The 17,416-nt window shown below is 35.4% G+C and carries 18 protein-coding genes; 13 read left to right on the forward strand and 5 right to left on the reverse strand.

Going from position 1 to position 17,416, the window contains the following annotated elements:
- The first annotated feature begins 66 nt into the window (after positions 1 to 66).
- The gene (locus tag AR685_RS07950; protein ID WP_047443161.1) at positions 67 to 780 is read left to right on the forward strand and encodes a biotin--[acetyl-CoA-carboxylase] ligase; all 714 of its coding nucleotides are present in this window, start codon (positions 67 to 69) and stop codon (positions 778 to 780) included.
- Here the strand turns inward: AR685_RS07950 and AR685_RS07955 are convergent.
- From AR685_RS07955 to AR685_RS07970, 4 genes are read right to left on the reverse strand one after another with little or no spacing between them, the layout of a single operon-like run.
- Positions 774 to 1,886, reverse strand: coding sequence for an LptF/LptG family permease (locus AR685_RS07955; RefSeq protein ID WP_047443162.1), 1,113 nt, complete (start codon positions 1,884 to 1,886; stop codon positions 774 to 776). The two genes, AR685_RS07950 and AR685_RS07955, sit on opposite strands and share 7 nt — an antisense overlap.
- A gap of 9 nt (positions 1,887 to 1,895) precedes the next feature.
- Positions 1,896 to 3,029 (reverse strand): tRNA guanosine(34) transglycosylase Tgt, encoded by a 1,134-nt coding sequence (tgt, locus tag AR685_RS07960; RefSeq protein ID WP_047443163.1) that lies wholly within the window; start codon positions 3,027 to 3,029, stop codon positions 1,896 to 1,898.
- Between the two features lie 2 nt (positions 3,030 to 3,031).
- Positions 3,032 to 3,400 carry a DUF4296 domain-containing protein gene (locus AR685_RS07965; RefSeq protein ID WP_082002099.1) on the reverse strand — a complete coding sequence of 123 codons (369 nt, stop codon included), beginning with the start codon at positions 3,398 to 3,400 and terminating at the stop codon, positions 3,032 to 3,034.
- Entirely contained in the window at positions 3,397 to 4,113 is a 717-nt protein-coding gene (locus AR685_RS07970; protein WP_059124240.1) for a polyprenol monophosphomannose synthase, read from the reverse strand. Before AR685_RS07970 ends, AR685_RS07965 begins: the two co-directional genes overlap by 4 nt.
- Before the next feature lie 76 nt (positions 4,114 to 4,189).
- On the opposite strand from AR685_RS07970, the gene AR685_RS07975 reads away from it, so the two are divergent.
- The 4 genes from AR685_RS07975 (at position 4,190) to AR685_RS07990 (ending at position 8,206) form a co-directional block, all read left to right on the forward strand.
- Positions 4,190 to 4,858 (forward strand): DUF4271 domain-containing protein, encoded by a 669-nt coding sequence (locus AR685_RS07975; protein ID WP_082671920.1) that lies wholly within the window; start codon positions 4,190 to 4,192, stop codon positions 4,856 to 4,858.
- A 12-nt stretch (positions 4,859 to 4,870) separates the two neighbouring features.
- Positions 4,871 to 5,611 (forward strand): uroporphyrinogen-III synthase, encoded by a 741-nt coding sequence (locus AR685_RS07980; RefSeq protein WP_047443166.1) that lies wholly within the window; start codon positions 4,871 to 4,873, stop codon positions 5,609 to 5,611.
- Positions 5,612 to 5,764: 153 nt separating this feature from the next.
- Positions 5,765 to 7,810, forward strand: coding sequence for a S9 family peptidase (locus AR685_RS07985; RefSeq protein ID WP_047443167.1), 2,046 nt, complete (start codon positions 5,765 to 5,767; stop codon positions 7,808 to 7,810).
- 54 nt (positions 7,811 to 7,864) lie between these two features.
- Complete coding sequence (locus AR685_RS07990) at positions 7,865 to 8,206, forward strand: hypothetical protein (protein WP_047443168.1); 342 nt, start codon at positions 7,865 to 7,867, stop codon at positions 8,204 to 8,206.
- Positions 8,207 to 8,331: 125 nt separating this feature from the next.
- On the opposite strand, the gene AR685_RS07995 is transcribed toward AR685_RS07990, so the two are convergent.
- The gene (locus AR685_RS07995; protein ID WP_059124241.1) at positions 8,332 to 8,820 is read right to left on the reverse strand and encodes an SRPBCC domain-containing protein; all 489 of its coding nucleotides are present in this window, start codon (positions 8,818 to 8,820) and stop codon (positions 8,332 to 8,334) included.
- A gap of 202 nt (positions 8,821 to 9,022) precedes the next feature.
- On the opposite strand from AR685_RS07995, the gene AR685_RS08000 reads away from it, so the two are divergent.
- From AR685_RS08000 to AR685_RS08035, 8 genes are all read left to right on the forward strand, one after another.
- Positions 9,023 to 10,564: a sensor histidine kinase gene (locus AR685_RS08000; RefSeq protein WP_047443170.1), complete on the forward strand. Its 1,542-nt coding sequence runs from the start codon at positions 9,023 to 9,025 to the stop codon at positions 10,562 to 10,564.
- A gap of 35 nt (positions 10,565 to 10,599) precedes the next feature.
- Complete coding sequence (locus AR685_RS08005; RefSeq protein ID WP_047443171.1) at positions 10,600 to 11,286, forward strand: response regulator transcription factor; 687 nt, start codon at positions 10,600 to 10,602, stop codon at positions 11,284 to 11,286.
- Positions 11,287 to 11,372: 86 nt separating this feature from the next.
- Complete coding sequence (locus AR685_RS08010; protein ID WP_059124242.1) at positions 11,373 to 12,026, forward strand: hypothetical protein; 654 nt, start codon at positions 11,373 to 11,375, stop codon at positions 12,024 to 12,026.
- 22 nt (positions 12,027 to 12,048) lie between these two features.
- Positions 12,049 to 12,405 carry a hypothetical protein gene (locus AR685_RS08015; RefSeq protein ID WP_059124243.1) on the forward strand — a complete coding sequence of 119 codons (357 nt, stop codon included), beginning with the start codon at positions 12,049 to 12,051 and terminating at the stop codon, positions 12,403 to 12,405.
- 102 nt (positions 12,406 to 12,507) lie between these two features.
- On the forward strand, positions 12,508 to 15,198 hold the full coding sequence (locus AR685_RS08020) for a TonB-dependent receptor domain-containing protein (RefSeq protein WP_059124244.1): 2,691 nt from the start codon (positions 12,508 to 12,510) through the stop codon (positions 15,196 to 15,198).
- Between the two features lie 100 nt (positions 15,199 to 15,298).
- Positions 15,299 to 16,171: a helix-turn-helix domain-containing protein gene (locus AR685_RS08025; protein ID WP_059124245.1), complete on the forward strand. Its 873-nt coding sequence runs from the start codon at positions 15,299 to 15,301 to the stop codon at positions 16,169 to 16,171.
- A gap of 92 nt (positions 16,172 to 16,263) precedes the next feature.
- A complete protein-coding gene (locus AR685_RS08030) occupies positions 16,264 to 16,680 on the forward strand; it encodes an OsmC family protein (RefSeq protein WP_059124246.1) in 417 nt (138 codons plus the stop codon).
- A 127-nt stretch (positions 16,681 to 16,807) separates the two neighbouring features.
- Positions 16,808 to 17,413: a TetR/AcrR family transcriptional regulator gene (locus AR685_RS08035; protein ID WP_047443177.1), complete on the forward strand. Its 606-nt coding sequence runs from the start codon at positions 16,808 to 16,810 to the stop codon at positions 17,411 to 17,413.
- Positions 17,414 to 17,416 lie beyond the last annotated feature (3 nt).

The following is a 17,416-nucleotide window of genomic DNA, read 5'->3' on the forward strand; positions in this document are numbered from 1 at the left end:
AAATTTATTGTTTTTCTTTTACTTTAACCTTACTTTTAGGGTCTTAATGTCTTAAAGTTTTCTTAAATGAGTCAACTGTTTTATCAAAAAGAGTCTTCTTCTACTAATGACGAAATATCTCAGGTTTTACTTTACCCACATTCAAATTTTGTCGGTCTCTATACTTTTAATCAGACAAAAGGAAGAGGACAGTACGGAAACACCTGGGCTTCACAACCTGAGCAGAATCTTGCCTATACGATTGCTATAAAAACTGATGACATAAAGCTCGATAATTTTCTGTTCAATTATTATACCGCAACTACAATACGTGAATTTATTGCCAAACTGACTGAGAAAACCGTAAAAATCAAATGGCCGAATGACATTATTTTGAACAACAAAAAAGTTGTTGGCATTTTAATCGAGAAGAAAAAATTCAATGGTGAGAGGTATTACATTGTTGGAGTGGGCATTAATATATTACAGGAAAAATTTGATGAAATTTCTAACGCTGGCTCTATCTATACACAAACAGGTGATAAATTTGATTTAAAAATAGTCACCGACAATCTGCATGGATTTCTAACTGAAAAATTTAAAAATACAGCTTCTGAAGATGATGTGCTAGAAAGTTTTAATTTAAACCTGTTCAGAAAAGATCAAATTTCAGTATTCGAAATTGACGGAAAGCGACAAAATGGCATTATCCGAAAAGCTGACAAAAAAGGTGAAATCTGGATCGAATTTGAAGACGGTTTACATTCTTTTTACCATAAAGAAATAAAGCTGCTCTACTGATTGGCTCTTCTGACATACAAAAATAATGTCAGCGGAAAAAAGATAATATTCGGAAACCACATTGCCAGCGCCGGAGACATACTTTTGTTCTCTGAAACCACTTTTAAAGCCTCAAATGAGAATACAAACACAAATGCAAGCGAAATTCCTATCGCAAGGTTGATACCCAAACCTCCTCTTTTCTTTTGGGAAGAAAGAGACAGTGCTAAAAACGTCAATAAGATAATAGAAACAGGCATTGAAGTTCTCTGATGAAACTCATTTAAGTGCGCATTCAGGTTACTGTTTCCTTTTTCTCGTTCTCTATCAATAAACTTGATAAGCTCAGGAGTTGTTTTATTCTGTCCTAAAAGTTCGTTTGGAAATAATTCTTCGGGTGCCTGCCCATAGCTTTTTCTTAACTCAAAACCTTGACCCAATTTTTCTGAATCATCTTTATTAATGGTTTTTTCGAGATAAGTATTGAGTACAAACTGTTTCTTTGCAGGATCCCAAAATGCATCATTAGCCTTAAGCTCATAGATCATTCTTCTGTCTTTGTTAAATTTCTGATAAACAAATCCGTAACCTCTTTTCTCGCGTTTATTCCATGAATTCACGAAGATGTATTCGGTTTTACTTAACTGAGCAGAAACGGGTGCTGTGCCTAATATCTTTTCTTTATTGGCCGCATTATAGGTGTACGCTTCGAGTTCATTTTTTTTAATATTTGCCCACGGAAGCACAAAGTGATTCACCGTAAGGGATATTAAAGCAATAAATAATGACGTAAACAAATAGGGCTTTGCAAATCTGTGAAAACTGGCACCGCTACTGATAATGGCCACGATCTCGGTATTGTTTGCCATTCTTGATGTGAAATAGATCACCGAAATAAATACAAGAATAGCCAAGAATGTGACAACGAGATTAATAATCCAGAACGGATAAAAATGGATTAAAAAATAGGTTAAATTTAATTTCGGATCAATTGCTGTTGCATTTTCAATTCTCGGAATTTTCTGCTGAACATCAATCACCAAAACTACTGTAGACAGCAAAATAAGCATGAAACCGAAGGTTCCAAGGTATTTTTTTATAATATATCCGTCTACAATTTTAAACATTGAATAATTTTAAAGTCTTTGTCTTAAAACAGGTACTACAGAGTTTTTCCACTCGTAGAAATCTCCTGCTAAAATATGTTCTCTCGCCACTTTTACCAAATCTAAGTAAAATGCAAGATTATGAATTGACGCAATCTGCTTCGCCAGATATTCTTTAGAAACGAATAGGTGACGCACATACGCTTTAGAATACTCTCTATCAACAAAACTTGTCCCAAACTCATCCAATGGCGAAAAATCTTTCTTCCATTTTTCATTTTTAAGATTCATCACACCCTGCCAGGTGAAAAGCATTGCGTTTCTGGCATTTCTGGTAGGCATTACACAATCCATCATATCAATTCCCAAACCGATTGATTCCAGAATATTCCATGGAGTTCCTACTCCCATAAGATATCTTGGTTTGTCTTTAGGCAAAATATCGGTCACCTCGTCGGTGATTCTGTATAATTCATCTTCAGGCTCTCCCACAGAAAGTCCGCCAATGGCATTTCCTTCTGCACCAGCTTCTGCAATAACTTCCGCTGAAATTTTTCTTAAATCTGAATAAGTGGAACCCTGAACGATTGGGAAAAATCTTTGTTTATATCCGTACAATTCCGGATTTTGCTCATTCCAATCCATGCATCTTTTTAACCAGCGATGCGTCATTTCCATCGACTTTTTCACCTGATTATAATGTGCGGGATAAGCAACACATTCATCAAAGGCCATAAAAATATCTGCACCAATCTGTCTTTGGATTTCCATCGACTTTTCAGGAGTGAACAAATGAACGCTTCCATCGATATGAGATTTGAACTTCACTCCCTCTTCAGACATCTTTCTTGTCCCTGAAAGTGAAAAAACCTGAAAACCACCCGAATCAGTAAGAATCGGAAGATCCCAATTCATAAATTTATGCAGACCGCCAGCTTCCTGCATCACTTCCATACCGGGACGTAGATAAAGGTGATAGGTATTTCCCAAAATAATCTGAGCTTTAATATCATCTCTTAGTTCTCTCTGATGTACAGTCTTTACACTTGCAACAGTACCAACCGGCATAAAAATAGGAGTCTGTACCACACCATGATCCGTCATCAATTCTCCTGCTCTCGCTTTTCCCTGCGAAGTTTTTTCTATTTTAAAAAATTGCTGCATGCTTATCTTTCTAATTTTGGAAATTTTGTATTGGGTTTAGATTTACTTTCCACAAAACTTTTTGCTTTAGGATCTTTTTCTAAAAGAATTTCCATTGCATTATCCACTATTTTACCCATTTTTCCTTTTGCTACATAATATTTATAGCTTTCAACGAAATCGTCTGCCTTTACATTATGTGTTTCAAGAATATATCTCGTTCCGCTTTCTAAATTTTTGTTTTGAAATGTAGTAGTCACCTGATCATTGATTGCTAAATCTGCCATGATCTCAGACATTGTGTTTTTATCCAGAAGATTTTTTGGTTTATCAACATATTCGCTGCAGGAAACCAAAAACAAAAATATAAAAAGCGCAATTACTTTTCTCATAATCTGTTGATTAAAGATTTCCATTTTAAATTTAAAACACCAAAAACAGCTTCATGAATGATACCACCATTCATTTTACTCTCGCCCAACTCTCTGTTGGTAAAAATAATTGGGACTTCAACAATTTTAAAACCTTTCTTAAAAGTTCTGAATTTCATTTCAATTTGAAAACCATAGCCTTTCAGTTTCACATTATCTAAACCTATTTCTTCTAAAACTTTTCTCGAAAAGCAGACAAAACCTGCCGTGGTATCGTGAATGGAAAGTCCCAAAATAAACCGTACATATTTTGAGGCAAAATAAGACAGCAAGACTCTTCCCATAGGCCAGTTGACAACATTCACACCTTTCGAATAACGTGAACCAACAGCCATATCAGCGTGTAAGCAAGCTTCAAAAAGCTTAGGTAAATCACATGGGTTATGAGAAAAATCGGCATCCATCTCAAAAATGTAGTCGTAATTATTTTGAAGTGCCCATTTAAAACCATGGATATAGGCCTTACCTAAACCATCTTTAATGTGTCTAATCGATAAATGGAGCGTATGAGGATATTTTCTCTGAAGTTCTTTAACGATATCTGCCGTTTTGTCGGGCGAAGAATCGTCGACAACCAAAATATGAAACTCTTGGTCCAATGCAAAAACTGCAGAAATTATCTTTTCGATATTCTCCTTTTCGTTGTATGTTGGAATGATGACGAGTTTTTTCATTTCAATTTGCAAAGATATGTTATTTAAGCTTTTTATTTTATACAAAATAATCTATAATTTTGCAAAAAATTATCCGTTGCCACAATCTCAAGATTTTACCAACCAAATAAGAATACCCGAAAACAATGATTGGGTAGTTTTTATACTATTAGGCTGCCTTTTTCTCTATATCTTTATGATGAACGTTATAGAAAGAGAAGCCAACCTTAAAGATTTCCTCCTTCAAAAATACTTTGACTCAAGCAACAACTTACCCAGTTGGATTATCACTTCGTGTGTTATTACATTAAGTTTGGCAGTTTTAATCTCCCAATATGTTCCTGTGGTACCAGAATATGCCGCAAAACTACAGATATTTGGCTATCAGATGAATAAATTTGGATTTTGTTTAGCCGCAGTTTCATTATTTTATTTCCTTAGAACGGCATTGGGGTTTCTATTTTACCAAAGCATAGGAGACGGAAAAAAATGGAGTATTTTTTATTTTACCTCTACAAAATTCAACTTTATACTCTCGATTTTAGTCATTATTCTCTGCGTAACCCATTATTATTTCCCCATCGACAGAAATAATGCGTTTTTATACTATTTTTACTTTTTTGTTTTTGTTTTTATTTTCAAGATTTTTTTCTACTTATTTCACAGAAACAACATCTTACCCCAAAAATGGTATTATAAATTTTTGTATATTTGCACGCTTCAAATAGCACCTCTATTGTTGCTATGGAAGTTATTATTTATTTAATAAAAGTACATGATGAGAATAAAGTCTATATTGGTTTCTCAACCATCACCTAGTGAATCTTCTCCATATTTGGAAATTGCAAAGAAGGAAAAAATAAAGATTGATTTCCGTCCTTTTATCCACGTTGCAGGAGTTGACAACAAAGAACTCAGAACTCAGAAAATAGATTTGACGCAGTATACGGGTATTATTTTTACCAGTAAAAATGCCGTGGACCATTATTTCAGATTGGCAGAAGAGCTTAGATTTTCTGTTCCTGATACAATGAGATACATCTGTCAGTCTGAGGCAATCGCAAATTATCTTCAAAAGCACATCGTCTATAGAAAGAGAAAGATTAGTTTTGGAGAGAAGAACTTCGCAGATCTTCTGCCCTTGTTTAAGAAATTTCCTTCAGAAAAATACTTACTCCCTTCATCTGATGTTTTGAGCCCTGATATCCCCAAAACTTTAGATTCAGCAAATATTCAGTGGACGAGAGCGATTATGTATAGAACAGTCTGCAGTGATTTGACAGACATCAACATCAAAGATTATGACATGTTGATTTTCTTCAGCCCGCAAGGAATTAAGTCTCTACAGCAGAATTTCCCTGACTTCAAACAAGAAGACACGAAGATTGGAGTTTTCGGTTCTACGACATCAGCGGCGGCCGAAGAAGCTGGGTTAAACGTAGATTTAATGGCTCCTACAAAGGAAACCCCATCAATGACAATGGCCCTTGAAAAATACATCAAAAGCTTACACAAATAGTTTTTTAAACTTCACACCATAAAGCCGTCTTTTCGCTCAAAGGAAAGATGGCTTTTTTTTAATTAAATTTGAACAAAAATTAATATTGAATAAAATAGCTTTTTAATACTTATTTCTACACCAAATTTATTCAGTTAAAATAAAACCATTCGGATGACAGCTCCCCAAGCAAAAAAAATAGAAAACATACTCGAAATTCACGGAGATAAAAGAATTGACAATTATTTCTGGATGAATGATCGCGAAAACCCTGAAGTCATCAAGTATCTCGAAGAAGAAAATGCGTACGAAGAAACGATGATGAAAGAAACGCAAGCTTTTCAGGAAGAACTCTATCAGGAAATGAAAGCCCGTTACAAAAAAGATGATGAATCTTTACCTTACTTTTTTAATGAATACTGGTATATCGTACGTTATGAAGAAGGAAAAGAATACCCTATTTTCTGCAGAAGATTCCACACAATGGAAAATCCTGAAGAAATCATTCTGGATGTTAACATTCTTGCCGAAGGTCAGGAGTTTTTTGAGGTTGCGAATGTTGCAGTAAGCCCAAATAACGAATTGGTATCATTCTCAGAAGATAATGTCGGGAGAAGAATCTACAGCTTGAATTTCAAAAATTTACTGACCGGTGAAATTCTTTCAGATAAAATAGAAAACACAACAGGAAAAGCAGTCTGGGCAAATGATAACAAGCACATTTTTTACATCAGAAAAGATGAAAGTCTTCGTGCATACAAAGTTTATCGTCATGAATTAGGAACAGACCCTTCAGAAGATGTTTTGATTTTCCATGAAGAAGATGAAACTTTTGACGTGAATGTTTTTAAAACCAAATCTTTAGAATACATCTTCCTTGCAAGTTCAAGCACGATTTCTGATGAGCACCATTTCATTCCTTCAGACAATGTTTTCGCAGAATGGAAAGTGATCCAGCCAAGAATCGATGATCTGGAATATTCTGTGGAACATTACGAAGATGAGTTTTACATTATCACCAATGCAGACGACGCAACGAATTTCAAAATTGTCAAGACCAAAATCGACAATTGCGGAATGGAAAACTGGGTGGATGTCATCCCTCACCGTGCCGAAGTTTTACTGGAAGGCTTTGAAATTTTCAAAGATTATCTTGTTTTGGAAGAAAGAGAGGAAGGACTTTTACAGATAAAAATCATCAACGAGAAAGACGGAGAATCGCATGATTTACCTTTCTCAGATCCCACATATACCGCTTACATTGGTTTAAATTTAGAATTTAATACAGAAATTTTGCGTTACGGCTATACTTCGCTTACAGTTCCTAGTTCTACTTTTGAATATAATATGAAAGACAAAACCACTAAGCTTCTGAAACAACAGGAAGTTTTGGGCGGAAAATTTGTGGCTGAAAATTATATTTCTGAAAGAATTTGGGCAGATTCGAGAGATGGCGAAACTAAAATTCCGATTTCTTTGGTTTATCATAAAGACACTCAAAAAACAGCAGAAACCCCTGTTCTTTTATATGGTTACGGAAGCTACGGACATACGGTCGACGCAAGTTTTTCTAATGTAAGACTTTCAATTCTGGACCGAGGTTTCATCTATGCCATCGCACACATTCGTGGCGGAGAATACCTAGGAAGAGAATGGTACGAGGAAGGAAAAATGCTGTTTAAAAAGAACACCTTTTTCGACTTCATCGATGCCGGAAAATATTTAATAAAAGAAAATTACACGTCATCAAGACACATGTACGCAATGGGTGGCAGCGCCGGAGGCTTGTTGGTAGGAGCTGTCGTTAATTACGAACCAAAGTTATTTAACGGGATTGTTGCACAGGTGCCTTTCGTAGACGTTGTAACCACGATGTTGGATGAAACTATTCCTCTAACGACCGGAGAATATGACGAATGGGGAAATCCGAATGATGAAGAGTATTATCATTACATGAAAGACTATTCGCCATACGACAATGTGGAAGCCAAAGATTACCCGAATATGTTGATCACAACAGGTTTTCATGATTCTCAGGTACAGTATTGGGAACCTGCAAAATGGGTAGCCAAATTACGCGAGCTGAAAACCGACGACAATCTTTTATTATTTAAAACTGATATGAGTTCTGGTCACGGCGGCGCAAGCGGAAGATTTGAATCTTTAAAAGAAGATGCACTGGAATATGCATTTTTGCTGAAGCTTGAACATAAAATTTAATTTTAATCAAACGTAAGACCTTTGATTAATGACAATAAAATAAATTCTTAAAAGATGACAGAAGCAGAATTATGGGCTAAGGTTGAAGAATTTTTTGTAATCAATTTCGACACAGAAAAACATCCGCAGATCGACACCATTTTATTTTTAATTGGCGTTCAGGAATTAGGAAGCGGCCAACAAAAATATACAAAAGACGACAAACTCAACATCCTTCACATCGCAGTATGCAGGTTGCTAGAACCTTTTGGTTACTTCAAATTTTCTCACTACGACAAAGACGGATATCCACACTTTGAGGAGGTAGAAAAACTTCCCGAACTGAAGCCTAATGAACAACAACTTCTGATGAAGAAGGCAATTATCCATTATTTTCAGGAGGAGGAATTGATATAAATACGAGATACTAATAAATTCTTGGATGCTTAAACCCACAAAAAAGGGAACGTAAATTTACGTTCCCTTTTTTTATGACCATTTTCAGATTTTTAAAATTTTAAAATTAAAACTTCTTAGATTTTTCATTTGCTAAGAATCTCTTCAAGCTGATTCAGTCCCATTTTAAAACCTTCTTCAAAGCCCATTTCAAGCTGTTTTTTCATGTCGTGCTCAGACTGAAAATGCATATTTACAGATAGTTTTGCTCCTTCCTCCACTCCTGTAAAACCTAAAAGCCATTTGGTCTGAGGGAAACTCTCGTCAATTTTCCCGTTTTCGTCACAGAAAGCATCAATTCCATCAAAACTTCTCCCATCATTTATTTCACCATACCTCACCATTGAGAAAATTTTCTCCCCTTCCGGACCGTTCATTGAATAGAGCCAAATTCCTCCTTCTTCAAAGTTGAGATTATCCGTTTCACACTTCCAAGGTTTCGGAGCCCACCACTGGTCAAGCAATTCAGCCTTGGTAAAATAATCCCAAACTGTTGAAACTTCTGCCGCATAAACCTTCATTACATAGATGCTTTTCGCATCAAAATCTTTATTAAAAACAATTTCAGTCTTCATCTTATATATTTTTATTTAAAATTATAAAAATTTTTAACCTAAAGAACAATTAAATATTTCCCAATAAAAAACCACTGATTCGTAAAAAAATGTTAAAAAACACGATTTTAAGAAATAGAATATAATTTTTTGGCGCATTTTTTGTTTATATGGTCATAAAATATTTAATTTTAACATTTGTAATCGCAAATTATTATATTCAATGAATAACAAGTTCATCCCAATAATCTCAGTTTTTATGACAATTTCTTTAATTGTCTTTGTAACACTGCAGTTTTATTGGCTTAAAGGGTATTATGGAGCTTTGGAACAAGAGTTTTCGAATAAAGTCTATACCGCTCTCGAAAATACTTCAAAAACAGTTTCTGAACTCGAAGTAGATAAATACCTTAACCAAGACAATTTTCGAGACAACATCATTGCAAACAGCAAACAACCATCTTTGACGACCATTCAGCAGACATCAGATTCAGGAACTCAAAGATCAATTATTTATTCTAAAAATCTCATTGAGCAGAAACAATTGCCATTATCAAAAAAGGGTGATTCTTTGAGTTTAACTACACTATATACGGATGAAGCCGCCTATAAAATTAAAAAAGACACTACCCGAAGAGAACAATTGACCTCAGAAATCAATCAGGATATACAAACCGGAGATTGGGGCATGAAGGAATTCGTAAAGGTAACAGGAAATAATCTACCCATATCCAAACGTGTAGATTCAAAAATCTTAGACTCCATTCTCACAAAAGAATTGAGCATGAAAGGAATATCTGCCAATTTCGGTTATGGAGTTACAGACAAAAACAATAAGCTCACCAATGTTGTAAACAAGGTTTTTAAAGAGAAGAAAGAAGCTAACACCTACTCTTACCCTTTGTTTACAGACACGAAAGACAGAACGTTGTATACTTTGGCTTTAGTTTTTCCTAAAAAGGAATATTCTTTGGCGATGAACAACTGGCCCATGCTTTTGGGAACTTTCCTTTCCTTACTGACCATTTTGGGGATTTATATTATTTCCATTAATTATATGATGAAGCAGAAGAAAATTGCTGAAATCAAAACCGACTTTATCAACAATATGTCTCATGAGTTTAAAACTCCGCTGGCAACAATTTCGGTTGCGACAGATTCTTTGGCGAATGACAAAATTGCCACGAACCCTGAAAAAGTGAGATACTACTCAAGTCTGATCAAGCAGGAAAATCTACGGATGAAAAAACAGGTGGAAAATGTTCTTAACATGTCTAAGCTGGAAAGGAATGAAGTGAAATTATTTCTGAAAGAAACCAACGTAAGAGAGCTCATTAAGAAAACAACAGAATCATTTGGACTTATTGTATCGCAGAGAAATGGTACGCTGAAACAAGAATTCAATGCGAGTAAATACACTTTTAAGATTGATGAATTTCACATTTCGAATATGCTGGTCAACCTTTTGGACAATGCGAATAAATATTCACCGGAAACTCCTGAAATTGATGTAAAAACAAGAAACGAAGGTAACTGGTATGTCATTGAAATTTCAGACAAAGGGATGGGAATGGAAACAGAAAACAAAACCAAGATTTTTGAAAAATTCTTTAGAGAGGAAACCGGAAACATTCACAATGTAAAAGGTCAGGGGCTTGGGCTTTCTTATGTAAAAAAAATCATAGAACTTCATAAAGGTCAAGTTATTGTAAATTCAGAAAAAGACAGAGGAAGCACATTTATCATCAAACTTCCGATGGTTTAAATAATAAATGATTAACAAATAATAAAATAAAAGATATGAGTAACAGAATATTATTAGTAGAAGATGATCAGAGTTTTGGAGCAGTTTTGAAAGACTACCTTTCTATCAACAATTTTGAAGTGACTTTGGCAGTTGACGGCGAACAAGGCTTGAAAGAGTTTACAGAAAACGAATTTGACATCTGTATTTTCGACGTAATGATGCCTAAAAAAGACGGATTTTCTTTAGCTGAAGACGTAAAAAAAATCGACAAAAATACACCAATCATATTTCTTACGGCAAGAAATATGAGAGAAGACATATTGAAAGGATATCAGTTGGGAGCTGATGATTACATCACCAAACCATTTGATACTGAATTACTTTTATACAAAATCAAAGCAATTCTACAAAGAAGTTCTACTTTGGAAAATGAAGAGCAGGAGCAGTTTAAAATCAGCAATATTTTCTTTGATTCTATGTTGAGACAGCTAAGAGTGGGTGATAATGAATACAAGCTTTCACCAAAAGAAAATGAACTCCTAAAATTACTTTGTCTCCATAGAAACGACTTTATGCCTAGAGATCTTGCATTAAGAAAAATCTGGAAAAAAGAAAATTATTTTACAGCAAGAAGTATGGACGTTTATATTGCCAAACTGAGAAAATTATTGAAAGATGACGATGGATTAGAGATTATCAACGTTCACGGAGAAGGTTTCAGACTTTTGGTTAAGAACTAACCGAACGTTAAAATAGCAAGATATAACATAAATTAGCAAAGCATTTGGAAATGTTTTGCTAATTTTGTTTTTTACGCTTATTTATTATGAAAAATATATTTTTAGGAATTTTAGCGGCAGGAATTTTAGTTGTTTCTTGCAAGAAAGATGAAAAACCTACTTACATAAAAGACGAAACAGGAGTACAGCAACCAGCTGCCTTAGCTAACAACACTCCACAACCATCATTATTAAATCAAGCCGGAATTCCTACTGTTGCACCAAGCTCACAGGCAGCTGCAACGGCACCGGGAATGAACCCTCCCCACGGCCAGCCGGGACACAGATGTGACATTCCTGTCGGACAACCACTGAACGCTGGCGGCACACCAGCACAGTCAACTAATCCATCATCTCAAAATATTACTGTAAACGGAAACAATTCTCTTCAGATAGATCCCAACGCTGTAAGTCCGGGAAAAATAATGATTGATCAGAATGGCAAGCAGGTAAAAACAGCACCCGGAATGAATCCTCCACATGGTGAAGCAGGCCACAGATGCGACATTCCTGTAGGTCAGCCTTTAAACAGCAAACCGGCTCCCCAGCCATCCGCTCAAAATGTACAGCCTCAAGCAGCTCCTCAACCAATGCCTGCTCCTCAAGCTGTTGCAAACAATACTGGGCCTAAACCAAAACTAAACCCTGCACATGGTGAGCCATGGCATGACTGCGCTAAAAAAGTAGGTGAGGCTCTATAAAAATTTTTCGTAAGTTTGCATCGTGAATCGTTTGCATATTATATTAATTATCTTTTGTTTAGGAGTTTTCTTAATTCCTAAAGATGATTTTTATGCTCAGGCCGCACAGGAAAACTGTTGCAAAACAGATTCAAAAGCAAACAGCTGTTGCGACAAGGATCATGACAATCATAAAACAAAAGACGGAAAATCATCATGCAATGATGATTGCTGTTCGTTCTGTATGACCTGTCATACTTTTGTAGAGAATCTTTCTGCAAAGACCTTATTTTTTAATCACATTCCGTTTAAAACAGATAGAAGTCTAGAATTTCAATATTCTGACCCGCATATTTCAGATAGTTTAAAAGATATTTGGCAACCGCCTAAATTAGGTTAATTTAAAACGTATCATGTATCATAGTACCACTCTACTGATGTTTTCTACACAGTACCGTGTAAAACTGTTACATTATTTCAATTAATCTAAATTTTAAACAGAATGAAATTATATACTACCAGGGTAATCCTTGGCCTATTCTTAATATTTACACAATTAGTATTTGCTCAAAACCTTCATAAAAGCCAGTTTCAGGTAAAAGGAAACTGCGAGATGTGTAAAGAAAGAATAGAATCTACTGCACTGAAATCAGGTGCTTCCGCTGCCAGATATTCAGTTGACAAACAAATACTTACATTAGAAACATCAGACAACATCTCCTCTGACGATATCCTTAAAAAAGTAGCAGAAGCTGGGCATGATAATGAGAAATTTAAAGCTTCCGACGCCAGCTATGATACACTTCCTAGCTGCTGCCATTACGACAGAGAGACTCAGACTGAAAAAAAGTCAACAGCAGAAAACCACGATCACTCCGAAAGTGAGAACGAATTTTTTGTAAAAGGAAACTGCGAATCATGTAAAGCGAGAATAGAAAAAGCAGCAAGATCTGCTGGCGCAAAATCTGCAGTATGGAATGCAGAAAAACAGACCGTTATTTTAAATTTTGATTCTTCAACAACTTCAGCAGATAAAATTCTGAAAAAAATTGCTGATGTGGGTCACGACAACGAAAAATACAAAACTTCGGATGATATTTATAAAAAGCTCCCAGGATGTTGTCTGTATGACAGAGATATCCCGATGGGTGCTGTCAATCCGAAAGTACATGCAGATGAAAATCCTAATCATAAAGTTGAAGACACGAAAAATCATTCAGAAGACAGACAGGAAGGTCATAACGAAAAAAACATTGAAGAAGTAAAAGTATCCGCTTCAAAAGCTGCAACATCTATCAATAAAAAAGAGGCTGGACTAGTCTTTAACATTGATTCTAAAGAATTATTAAAAGCAGCATGCTGTAATCTATCTGAAAGTTTTGAAACCAACGCCACGGTAGACGTTTCTTTTAGCAACGCAGTGACGGGAACAAAACAGCTTAAAATGTTGGGCTTAGATCAGAAATATACTAGCCTGACAAAAGAACTTTTGCCTGAAATCAGAGGTTTGGCATCTGCTTACGGTTTAAATTTTATTCCTGGACGATGGATTGAAAGTATCCAGTTGACTAAAGGTGGAAGTACCGTAACAAGCGGCTACGAAAGCATTACAGGACAAATCAACACCGAACTCATCAAGCATTCTGAAAAATCTGAGACGTCTTTAAATTTGTTTTCGGATTTTAACGGAAGAGCCGAAGCCAATATTACTCATGTAGAACCCATTAATGATCACTGGACGCAGACTTTCTTACTTCACGGAAACAGAACTTTCGGAGATACCGACATGAATGATGACAGCTTCCTTGACAGACCAAAAGGAACTCAGTTGAACGCAGCTTACTTATTGAATTATAACGATTTAGAACACTCAGGTTTTGGTTCACACTTTGGAATTAATTTCGTAAAAGACGAACGAACTGCAGGGCAGGTAGGTTTTGATAAAAAACTTCCGCAAGACAAACAAACTGCATACGGAGTGGGGATTGACATTTCACGGTTTCAGGTTTGGAACAAAACCGGTTATGTTTTTAAAGGAAAGCCCTACCAAAGCTTAGGCTGGATGAATCAGTATGTTTATCATCAGCAGGACAGCTTTTTTGGACTGAGAAATTATTCCGGGCAGCAGCATACGTATTATTCAAATTTAATTTTCGAAAACATTATCGGAAATACCAACCACAAGTACAAAACCGGAGCAAGCTTCATGTATGATGCGTACAACGAAGATTATTTGACAGACAATTTCAAAAGAAACGAAGTCGTACCGGGAATTTTTGCAGAATATACTTTAACAGGGCTGAAATATACGTTAGTGGCAGGTGCGAGAGCCGACTTTCATAATCTGGCAGGAACTCAGTTTACACCGAGATTAAATTTTAAATATGATTTTACTCCACAAACTATTGTAAGGCTCTCAGCTGGAAGAGGATTCAGAACGGCTTCAGTTTTTGCGGAAAACCAACAATATTTTGCATCCAACAGAAATATCCAGATTCTACAGAATGGTGGAAATATTTATGGTTTGAAACCTGAAATTGCCTGGAATTTTGGCGCAAGTTTACAGCAGGAATTCAAATTGTTCGGAAAAAAATCTACTTTGATGGTTGATTTTTTCAGAACCGATTTTCAGGACCAGGTATTGGTAGATCTTGACCGTTCACCTCAACAATTAACTTTCTATAATTTAGAAGGAAAATCTATCGCAAACTCATTTCAAACACAATGGGACTTCACTCCTTTCAAAAATTTCGACGTACGATTGGCTTACAAATATTATGATGTGCAGGCAGATTACTTGGATGGAAGAAGAGAAATTCCTTTTATGGCGAAGCACAGAGGATTTGTCAATCTAGCCTATGCAACCAATAAGAATACAAAAGGAGGATTCTGGAGTTTTGACACCACCTTGAACGTGGTCGGAAAACAAAGACTTCCTAATACAGCAGGAAATCCGACAGAATTTCAAATTCCTGCCTATTCGGAATCTTATGCGGTTATGAATGCACAGATTTCCAGAAATTTCAACCAGAAAATCAGGGCTTATGTAGGAGGCGAAAACCTGACTTCTTACAGTCAGAAAAATGCAATTGTAGATTTCAGAAACCCTTTCGGAAATTATTTTGATGGAGGAATGGTCTATGCTCCTATTATGAAAGCCAATTTTTATGTTGGATTGGACGTAAGTTTCTAATTTGATTTAATTTATTTTAAAATAAAATTTAAGGCATGATGTTGATAATTTAATCTTACTGCATCATGCTTTTTTTGTACCTTTCAGTGAAAGAAATTCTATGGGTTCGGATAACTTATTTTTTGAGGACGATTATAAAAAATTTGGTTTTGAAAATTTCTCACAAAATAATTTTGAACGTGTTGAACGGATCAAATCACTGCCCTACATCAAAGTTCTTTATCTGCCAGCTGGATACGAACTGACCGTAGACTTTACGCATTACAAAACAGAATCACCCAGTCTTTTTTTCATCACATATCAGCTTCTTGACATCAAGAAAGGAAGTGCAGATGAAGCATCACTTATCTTTTATAACAGAGATTTTTATTGCATTCAGATTCATGATAAAGAAGTAGCCTGTGACGGTTTGCTTTTTCATAATGTATTTGAAAATCCAAAAGTAGAGTTAAATGATTCTGAGAACATTATCATTAAAAATTTGTTTGAGAGTATAAAAGATGAGCTTCAAGCTAAAGATTCTTCTTCCGAAGAAATGATAAGAACATACCTGAAACAAGTTATCATCCGTGCCACCAGAAAATGGAAAGTTCAAAATATAGAAACCGAAACTTTAAAAACAAATCCTCAGGAACTTGATATTTTCAGGGACTTCAGCCGTTATCTGGAAATTCATTACAGAGAAAAGCATAACGTGTCAGATTATGCAGAAATGCTTCACGTTGCCCCCAAAACACTGAGTCATAAATTTAAAATTCTAAATCTGGAGTCGCCCAATCAATACATCATCAACAGAATTCTGCTGGAAGCAAAAAGGCTTCTTTTCTATACAGACAAAACTGTAAAAGAGATTGGTTATGATTTAGGTTACGAAGATCCAGCCTATTTCAACCGACTTTTTACTCAAAAAGTAGGAAGCACACCAATCAATTTCAAAAAAAACTATTCAGCGGGAAAAAAGTACAACATTTAATGCTTTAAATCTATTTATTAAAATACTTACACTATATATCTTTGTATCATCAAAAAGCAATTATTATTTAACACTAAAAAATTCAAAACATTATGAAACGTAACGCAACAGCCGTTTGGAACGGTACCGTAAAAGAAGGGAAAGGTCATTTAACGACTCAAAGCACAACGCTTAATCAAACTCAATATTCTTTCAGCAGCCGTTTTGAAGATGGTATAGGAACAAACCCTGAAGAATTGTTAGCAGCAGCACACGCAGGATGTTTCACAATGAAATTGAGCGCAGAACTTTCTCAGGCTGGTTTTACCCCTGAAGAACTGACTACAAAATCAGTGATCACTTTAGACCCAAGTATCGGAAAAATAACGAAGTCTGAATTGACTTTAACAGCAAAAGTTCCCGGAATTTCTGAAGAAGATTTTCAAAAATATGCGAAAATAGCTGAAGAAGGATGCCCGGTAAGTGCAGCGTTCAACTTTGAAATTACCCTGAATGCTACTTTAGCTTAATTTTTTAATAAAATTAACTCATAAATTGATAAAGTCTGAGATTATAATGATTCTCGGACTTTATTTTGAAATAAAATATACCAATCGGTATATTTTTATTATATTTGCATACCGTTTTAAGGTAAAAATGTCTAAAGCAGATAAAACCAAACAGTTCATTATCGAAAAAACCGCGGCTTTGTTCAACAGCAAAGGCTATACAAGGACATCGTTATCAGACATCTCTGAGGCTACCGGTTTGACGAAGGGAAGCATTTATGGTAATTTCGAAAATAGAGATGAACTGGCAATTGCGGTTTATAAATTCAATTCCGGGCTTCTTGGAAAAAATTTATTGAGATCTTTTGGTGATGAATTCCCTACTCTACTCGACAAGCTTTATGCTTTTGTAGCCTTTTATCGTAAAAACTGGCATTTCGTTTTTGCCAATGGAGGCTGCCCAATCATGAATGCAGCTACTGAATCTGACGACACATTTCCGGATTTAAAAAAACAGGTTTCTATTTCTTTCGAAAACTGGAAGAAAACAGTATCCAAAATTATTTCAAAAGGTCAGGAAAGTGGTGAATTTAATTCAAAAATAAATGCAGAAGAATATGCAGCATTATTCATCATGCTGATTGAAGGCGGCATTCTGCTTTCTAAAACGACAGATGACGAAAAATATCTTAATCTTGCTTTGGATAGAGTTTTGTCAATCATCGATCGTGAAGTAAAACAAATTCCATTTTAAAAT

This window comes from Chryseobacterium sp. JAH (assembly GCF_001507335.1).
Lineage (GTDB): Bacteria > Bacteroidota > Bacteroidia > Flavobacteriales > Weeksellaceae > Chryseobacterium.